Genomic DNA, 7,977 nt, shown 5'->3' on the forward strand with positions numbered 1-7,977 from the left:
GTCATGAAGCGGGCCTGATGCGCGATGTCGGCCAGGCCCCGCTTGCGCGCGAGCGACAGCGCCAGCGTCTGCTGGTAGTTGTTGAAGAGCACCAGCGCGCTCACCTCGTCGGTCATCTCGGCGAGCAGCTTGTTGCGCGCCGGCCGCGTCAGCGAGCCCTTGCGCATGGCGGAAGCCAGCGCGATCTTGATGTTGACCTCGACGTCGGAGCAGTTGACGCCGCCCGAATTGTCGATGGCGTCCGAGTTGCAGCGGCCGCCATTCATGCCGAACTCGATGCGCGCCCGCTGCGTGACGCCGAGATTGGCGCCCTCCCCGATGACTTTCGCCCGGACATCGAGCGCGGTGACGCGGATGGCGTCGTTGGCGCGGTCGCCGACATCCTGATTGCTTTCGCCGGAAGCCCGCACATAGGTGCCGATGCCGCCGAACCACAAAAGGTCGACCGGCGCCTTGAGGATGGCGCTCATGATCTCGACCGGCGTCGCCGTGGTCTTGGCGAGCCCGATCGCGGCGGCGGCCGCCTGCGGCAGCGTGATCGATTTCTGGTTGCGCGAGACGATGACGCCGCCTTCCGACAGCTTCGACTTGTCGTAGTCCTGCCAGGACGAGCGCGGCAGGGCGAACATGCGCTGGCGCTCGGCCAGGGAGGCCGCCATGTCCGGATCGGGATCGATGAAGATGTCGCGATGATCGAAGGCGGCGATCAGCCTGATGGCGGGCGACAACAGCATGCCGTTGCCGAACACGTCGCCCGACATGTCGCCGACGCCGACCACGCTGAAGGGCTCAGCCCGGATGTCGCGGTTCATCTCGCGGAAATGCCGCTTCACCGCTTCCCAGGCGCCCTTGGCGGTGATGCCCATCTTCTTGTGGTCGTAGCCGGCCGAGCCGCCGCTGGCGAAGGCATCGTCCAGCCAGAAGTGGTGCTTCTCCGAAATGGCGTTGGCGGTGTCGGAGAAGGTCGCCGTGCCCTTGTCGGCGGCGACGACGAAATAGGGATCGTCAGGGTCGCGCCGCACCACGCCGGCCGGCGGGATGACCCCGTCGACGCCTATATTGTCGGTGATCGAAAGCAGGCTGGAGACGAAGTTCTTGTAGGCCGAGGTGCCGGCCTCGAAGATGGCGTCGCGCCCGGCGCTCATCGGCAGCTTCTTCGGATAGAAGCCGCCCTTGGCGCCGACCGGCACGATGACCGCGTTCTTGACCTGCTGCGCCTTCACCAGACCCAGCACCTCGGTGCGGTAGTCCTGGGCGCGGTCCGACCAGCGCAGGCCGCCTCGCGCCACCGGGCCGAAGCGCAGATGCACGCCCTCGACCTCGGAGCCGTAGACGAAGATCTCGCGCCATGGCCGCGGCGCCGGCAGTCCCTCGACCGCCTGCGAGTCGAGCTTGATTGCCAGCGACTGCCCCTTCGCTTTCGTATCGGCGACGAAATGATTGGTGCGCAGCGAGGCTTCGATGAGGTTGAGGTAGCGGCGGATGATGGTGTCGTCATCGATATTGGGCACCTCTTCCAGCGCGTCCTTGATCTTGGCCTTGAGGTGCTTGGCCGCCACCGCGCCGTCGCCTTCCGCCGTCGGCCCAAGCCGGGCGACGAACAGCGAATGCAGGCCGCGCGCGATCTCCGGATAGCGGTTGAGCGCGGCGGCGATGAAATCCTGGCTCTGCGGAATGCCGGCCTGCTGCAGGTAGCGGCCATAGGCGCGCAGGATGGTGATCTCGCCCGACCACAGGCCGGCGGTCTGCGCCAGGCCGTTGTAGCCGTCATTATCGACGTCGCCGCGCCAGACCGAGAGGAAGGCATCCTCGAACAGCGCCCCGCCATGGGCGAGGTTGATTGGGTTGCCGTAGCTGTTCTCCAGCTCCATGTCGTGGATGAAGACCGTTGCAGCCGGGTCGCCGGCGACCTCGAAGGTGCGCTCGCTGATGACGCGGAAGCCGATATTCTCCAGCACCGGCACGCGCCGCGACAGCGCCACCGGGCTGCCATGGTGGTAGATCTTCAGCGCCGCCTGGTTCGGCTTCTGGTCGGCATGGCGGTAATAGTCGATGGCGATCGGATTGTCGGCGCTGATTTTGGCGATGCGCCCGGCATCAGCCAGCGCCACGGCGGCCGAGAAGCTATCGCGGTAGCTTTCGGGGAACCGCGCCGCGATCGCCTTCAGCGCCGGATCGCTGCCGGCCGCTTCCGCCGCCTCGGAGAGCGCGTCTTCCCAGGTGCGCACGATGTCGCGGATCGCCGCCTCGATCGTCGACTGCTCGATCTTCGGCGTCTTGCCGCCGGAGCGGCCGATGATGAAATGCACGCGCGCCAGCCCGCCTTCAGGAAAGGCCGGGTAATAGGCCGACAGCCGGCCCTCGAAGACGGTCTTGAGATATGCGCCGATCTTCTCGCGCACGACGCTGTCATAGCGGTCGCGCGGCACGAAAACGAGGATCGAAACGAAACGATCGAACTGGTCGGCGCGCACCAGCGCTCTGATCCGCGGCCGCTCGACCAGGCCGAGAATGGCATTGGCATGCTTTCTCAGGACCGGCACCGGAACCTGGAAGAACTCATCGCGCGGATAGCTCTCCAGCACGTTGATCAGCGCCTTGCCGGAATGGTCGTTCGGATTGAAGCCGGACTTGGCGATGATCGTTTCGGCCTTCGAGCGCAAATAGGGGATCTTCATCACCGAGCGCGTGTAGGCAGTCGAGGTGAACAGGCCGACGATGCGCAATTCGCCCGCCAGCGCGCCTTTCGCCGTGTAGGTCTTGACGCCGACATAGTCGAGATAGATGCGGCGGTGCACCAGGGACTTGGCGTTGGCCTTGGTGACGATCAGCGGCTCCGGTCCATGCAGGAAGGCGCGGATCTCCGGCGTCGTCGTCACCGCCTCGGTGCCGCGCCGCAACACCAGCACATCCGGATCCGACAGGATGCCGAGGCCGGGCTTGTCGGCGCGCTCCAGCGAGCCGCTCTCCTCGCCGCCGACATATTTGAATTCGCGCATGCCGAGGAAGGTGAAATTGTCGTCGCGCAGCCATTCGAGCAAGGCGATCGCCTCGGCGACGCTCTTCTTGTCGAGCGGCACCGCGGAATAGCGGAACTCGGAAATCGCCTGGTCGAGGCGGGCGAGCATACGCTTCCAGTCGACGACCGCGGCCCGAACCTGGGAGAGCATCTTGCGCAGCCGTTCGGTAAGGCTCTTCCCCTCCTCCGCGGTCAGCCTCGGAACATGGACGTGGACAACGCTCAGCCGCTCGTGCTCGTCATCCTCCTTGCCACCGTCGCCCAGAACCTCTACGACGCCGGCCTTGCCGTGACGGACGGTAACGATCGGATGGGTGACCAGCGTCGGTTGGCCGCTGCTCTCGGTGATCTCGCCAAGGATGGAATCGAACAGGAACGGCATGTTGTCGTTTACGACGGTGATGACCGTGACCGGTCGGCCGTCGCAGGCAACCCCCGAATCGGCATCGACGGCGACGACGCTTTCGCCCTTCCTGTGGCTGGCCACCGCTCGGGCTGCGAGCTCGCCTGCGCGTTCCAGGTCGGCCGCGTCATAGGCCGCGATATCCTCGGCGGGCGCCCGGGCAAGCAGATAATCGGCAAGCCTTGCCGGCTTCTCCTCCGCTTTCAAGGCGGCGGCTTTCTTCTTCGGCTTGGATTTCACGCTGGCCATGACGCTTCTTGCCTCCCGTCTTATGCTTTTGTGGCTATCGTAGCAGATGACCGCCGTTTCGCGACAAAGGTTTGACGACGCATAAAAAAATTCGAACTGACGCCATCGGCCTGCAAGGAGAACCCATATGACCGGCAAAATAACCGCGCTTGAGCTTGTCCAGGCGGAGCTGAGCGAGTCGACGAAAGCCTATTTCGCCAAATGCGAGGAGAAGCTCGGCCTCGTGCCCAACGTGCTGCTCGCCTACGCCTTCGACGAGAAGAAGCTGCGCGCCTTCACCGACATGTACAACGATCTGATGCTGGGCGATTCGGGCCTGTCGAAGCTGGAGCGCGAGATGATCGCGGTCGCCGTCTCCTCGATCAACCATTGCTATTACTGCCTCACCGCGCATGGCGCGGCGGTGCGTCAGCTGTCGGGCGAGCCGGCGCTGGGCGAGATGATGGCGATGAATTTCCGCGCCACCGATCTGTCGGACCGCCAGCGCGCCATGCTCGAATTCGCCGTGAAGCTGACGGAGGAGCCGGCCAGGATTGTGGAAGCCGACCGAGCCGCCTTGCGCCAGGCCGGCTTTTCGGACCGCGATATCTGGGACATCGCCTCGACTACCGCCTTCTTCAACATGTCGAACCGGGTGGCCGCCGCGGTCGATATGCGGCCGAACTCCGAATACCACGCTATGGCGAGATGACGGCCGCAGGTTTTATATTAGCAACACCGAATTTTTCGTTGCCCGCCGCGTCATTTGGTTCGATGATCAGGATTGCAGTGTGGCTGCATGTCCAGACCTGCGGGATTGCCGCGTATCCACGATTACGGGGTAGCCGCATATTGGGTTGTAGCGCAGCTGCATATCGCAAGCGGCGTGGCCGCGTGCCGGTTCGACGCCGCCGACAAGGGAGGAGAACATGGCGAAATTTCTCTATGTCTATCATGGCTCCGGCAAGATGCCGACTGATGAGGCCGAACGCAAAGCGGCAATGGATGCCTGGACCGGCTGGTACGGCAAGCTGGGCTCGGCCGTGGTCGACGGCGGCAATCCGGTCGGCATGTCCAAGACGGTTCTGCCCAGCGGCAAGGTTGAGAACAATGGCGGCAGCAATCCGACCGCCGGCTACACGATCGTCGAGGCCAGGGACATCGATGATGCCGTCGCCAAAGCCAAGGAGTGCCCGATCCTGATGGACCCGGCCTTCAGCGTCGAGATCGCGCCGATCATCGAGATGATGTAGCGACCAGACCGCGCAACGCTGCACAAGGCGGATTTCCAGCGAGATCCGGGATCGCCTTCACGGCCGCTTGGTTCGGCATGTCGAACCAGGCGGCCTCCGCAATCGACATGCGGTCGGCCCGCCCATGCCGTGGAACGATGAGGCCACACCCTCCCCACTATCGGTCCTGCAACCTTAAGTCGTTGACAGCTTGACGCTTGCGGCTAGTCTTTCAGGAAACAAAATTTCCAATGGGTGAAAGTCGTTCCTGAAAACCAGCTTCATGGGAGCCGTCATGCTGGACCGGATTACCAAGCCCAAGCCTTTTCTCTGTACCCTGACCCTGATGGCGGTGCTTGCCGCGCCTCCTGCCCAAGCGTTCGAAGCGGCGGCCGCCTACCAGCCCATTTTCGAGACGGCGGCCGACAAGACGATCACGCTGACCGGTCACGATCTGAGCATCGATCAGGTCATCGCCATCGCCCGCAACGGCGCCAAGGTCGAGCTCAGCCCGCAGGCGCTGCAACGTTCGGCGGATGCTTATGGTCTGCTGCTCGAAGGTGCAGCCGAAGGCGTCACGATCTACTGGTTCAATCGCGGCGCCGGCGACCAGCGCGAAACCGTGATCTTTTCCGGCGACCCGACCTCGTCTGAAAACATGAAACTTCTCAAGGACCAGCAGCTCGCCCGCTTCAAGGGCGGCGTCAACCGCGGCTACGGGCCGGAGTTGCAGGAGGAGGCGCTGGTGCGCGCCATCATGGCTATCCGCGCCAACACCATGTCCTATGAGGCGGCCAGCCCGCAGCTGACGCACATGCTTGTCGATATGCTGAACAAGCGCGTCACCCCGATCGTGCAATCGCGCGGCACGCTGGGCGAAGGCGACCTCGCGACGCTCGGCAATATCGGAGCGGCCATGGTCGGCGAAGGCGATGCCTATCTCAAAGGCGTCCGCATGCCGGCCGCGCAGGCGCTCGAACAGGCCGGGCTGAAGCCGCTGGAGCCCTTCGCCGCCGACCAGGCGGCGCTAATCAGCACCAACGCCTATGCGCAGGCGCAAGCCGTGCTGTTGCTGGAGGACGCGCGAAAACTGCTGGAATGGACCGATCTCAGCTACGCCATGGGGCTGAACGGCATGAACTCCAGCGTCACGCCGATCTCCGCGCCTGTTCAGTCGATGCGGCCCTATCCATGGCTGACATGGGACGCCGCCCGCGTCATGGACATGATCAACGGCAGCTATCTCTTCGACAACGATCCGGCCCGCATCATCCAGGATCCGGAAAGCATGCGCGCCTCCAGCCAGCGCCAGGGCTCGGCCTGGCAGGCCTGGGCGGATCTGCGCGATTCCGTCCTGCTGTCGATCAACTCGTCGGATCACAATCCGGCGATCCTGCCCGGCTTGACGCCGCAAAGTTCGCCGGAGCTGAGCACCCCGCAATTCATGAAATATTACATCAAGGGCGGATCGCTGAGTAACGGCAAGTCCGGCTATATCTTCTCCAACGCCAATTGGGACCCCTACCCGATGGCCAACCAGGTCGAGGCCCTCACCAACGCCCTGACCAATCTTGGCGTCGCCGTCGCGCAACGCATCGAACGCTTCCGCAACCCCTTCTTCACCGTGGTCAAGCCGGCCGACGTGCTGAAGCCGGACGAGCGCAAGGACATCCCAAGCTTCGACGGCTACCTGCCGACCGATCTGTGGCAGGAACTGGCCGAACTTGGTTCACCGGTGATGCCGAACGGTCAGGCGATCGTCGCCACGGTCGAGGACCTGGAAGCGCAGACCCGCATCAAGACGCAGCGCGCCCGCGACGCGGTCGACGTGTCGTTCCACCTCGTGGCGCAGGACCTGCTGACGGCAAGCTACTGGATGGAGATCCGCAAGGCGCAGAACTCGGAGCGGAAGTTCGGTGCAGCGCCGACAGCCGCGCTTGCGGCGCTGCGCCAAGTAATCCCCTGGCATCAGGCGGCGTCGGAGCGGCCGAAACGACCGCTCGGCATGGTCGCCTACGACTTCATGCAGGAAAACCCGGCCGCGAAATTCTATTCCGGCGGCCCGCAGGCCCCGAAGCCAGCGCCGCTGCCTTCGGCCGGCGTTTTGCCCAAGTAGCTATCGCGCGGCGATTGCCGCGGCGGCGCCCGCCATGGTCGTGGCGCTGACGCGGTTGGCGATCTTCATGGCGCGCTTGCTTTTCAGAAGCCGGCGCGCCTGCGAAGCGGCCAGCACCCAGGCTAGGTCGATGACGACCAACACGACAGCCATTGTCAGCGTCAGCTCGACCCAGCCGACGACGCTGACCGAGGCGAGATCGATGATGGTCGGCAGCAGCGCCAGATAGAACATCATGATCTTCGGGTTGCCGAGCGTCATCGCCATGCCGGCAAAGAACAGTTTCACAGGCGAATCCTCGCGCGGCATCTCGCCTTCCTTGGCCTCGACCGGCGCCGTCCACATCTTGAACGCTAGCCAGGCGAGATAGGTCACGCCAATCCACTTCACGACGACGAAGGCGTAGTGGAAGGTCTGCGCCACTACGGCCAGCCCGAACACCGCCAGCGACAGCCAGATCGCCTCGCCGATCCACATCGCCAGCAGGAACGGGAAGACGTCGCGGAACCCTTTCGAGATCACCCGCGCCACGAGTGCGGCGATCGATGGGCCGGGCGAACCGGCGGCGACAAAGAGCGCGGCGGCGAAGATCAGCAGCGAGGCGAGATGCATGAGAGCGCTTCCTCTTGAACAGGAACAGACCATACCGGATCGCATCACATTTGGCACGCCTGGCAAGATGCGATCGTTGAGCAAGGAGACAATAGCTAGCAGCGCCGGCGCCGCCCCCTCATCCGCCCTTCGGGCACCTTCTCCCCGTAAACGGGGCGAAGGACGCTCTCTGCTTTCGTCAGTCGCCGGCGTTGCAGGATAGGCGCCAGCATGGCGGCCAGCCCTCTTCTCCCCGTTCACGCAGGGCTGTCCGGGGAAAGGTTCGGGTGAATCGAAATGCCGCATGTGCATGCCCCGTAAGACGGGGATTTTCCGTCTACCTTCTGGTTGTCGAGACTCAGAAAGGGAACGGGGCATGCGCTTTACG

At 64.1% G+C, this 7,977-nt stretch carries 5 protein-coding genes; 3 read left to right on the plus strand and 2 right to left on the minus strand.

Going from position 1 to position 7,977, the window contains the following annotated elements; translation table 11 throughout:
* Positions 1–3,671, minus strand: a 3,671-nt coding sequence (locus tag EOA24_RS20065) for an NAD-glutamate dehydrogenase domain-containing protein (protein WP_127410004.1), incomplete at its 3' end; no start/stop codon positions are given.
* A gap of 127 nt (positions 3,672–3,798) precedes the next feature.
* On the opposite strand from EOA24_RS20065, the gene EOA24_RS20070 reads away from it, so the two are divergent.
* From EOA24_RS20070 to EOA24_RS20080, 3 genes are all read left to right on the plus strand, one after another.
* Complete coding sequence (locus EOA24_RS20070) at positions 3,799–4,362, plus strand: peroxidase-related enzyme (protein WP_126080554.1); 564 nt, start codon at positions 3,799–3,801, stop codon at positions 4,360–4,362.
* A 217-nt stretch (positions 4,363–4,579) separates the two neighbouring features.
* Positions 4,580–4,903 carry a YciI family protein gene (locus tag EOA24_RS20075; protein WP_126080553.1) on the plus strand — a complete coding sequence of 108 codons (324 nt, stop codon included), beginning with the start codon at positions 4,580–4,582 and terminating at the stop codon, positions 4,901–4,903.
* Between the two features lie 274 nt (positions 4,904–5,177).
* A complete protein-coding gene (locus tag EOA24_RS20080; RefSeq protein WP_126080552.1) occupies positions 5,178–6,998 on the plus strand; it encodes an aromatic amino acid ammonia-lyase in 1,821 nt (606 codons plus the stop codon).
* Here EOA24_RS20080 and EOA24_RS20085 read toward each other — a convergent pair whose 3' ends face one another.
* Positions 6,999–7,610: a LysE family translocator gene (locus EOA24_RS20085; protein WP_126080551.1), complete on the minus strand. Its 612-nt coding sequence runs from the start codon at positions 7,608–7,610 to the stop codon at positions 6,999–7,001.
* Positions 7,611–7,977 lie beyond the last annotated feature (367 nt).

Source organism: Mesorhizobium sp. M2A.F.Ca.ET.039.01.1.1 (assembly GCF_003998035.1).
Taxonomy (GTDB): Bacteria; Pseudomonadota; Alphaproteobacteria; order Rhizobiales; family Rhizobiaceae; genus Mesorhizobium.

Coding starts and splice junctions, on each gene's coding strand:
- EOA24_RS20080 (WP_126080552.1), top strand. CDS start 5,178: ATGCTGGACCGGATTACCAAGCCCAAGCCTTTTCTCTGTACCCTGACC.
- EOA24_RS20075 (WP_126080553.1), top strand. CDS start 4,580: ATGGCGAAATTTCTCTATGTCTATCATGGCTCCGGCAAGATGCCGACT.
- EOA24_RS20085 (WP_126080551.1), bottom strand. CDS start 7,610: ATGCATCTCGCCTCGCTGCTGATCTTCGCCGCCGCGCTCTTTGTCGCC.
- EOA24_RS20070 (WP_126080554.1), top strand. CDS start 3,799: ATGACCGGCAAAATAACCGCGCTTGAGCTTGTCCAGGCGGAGCTGAGC.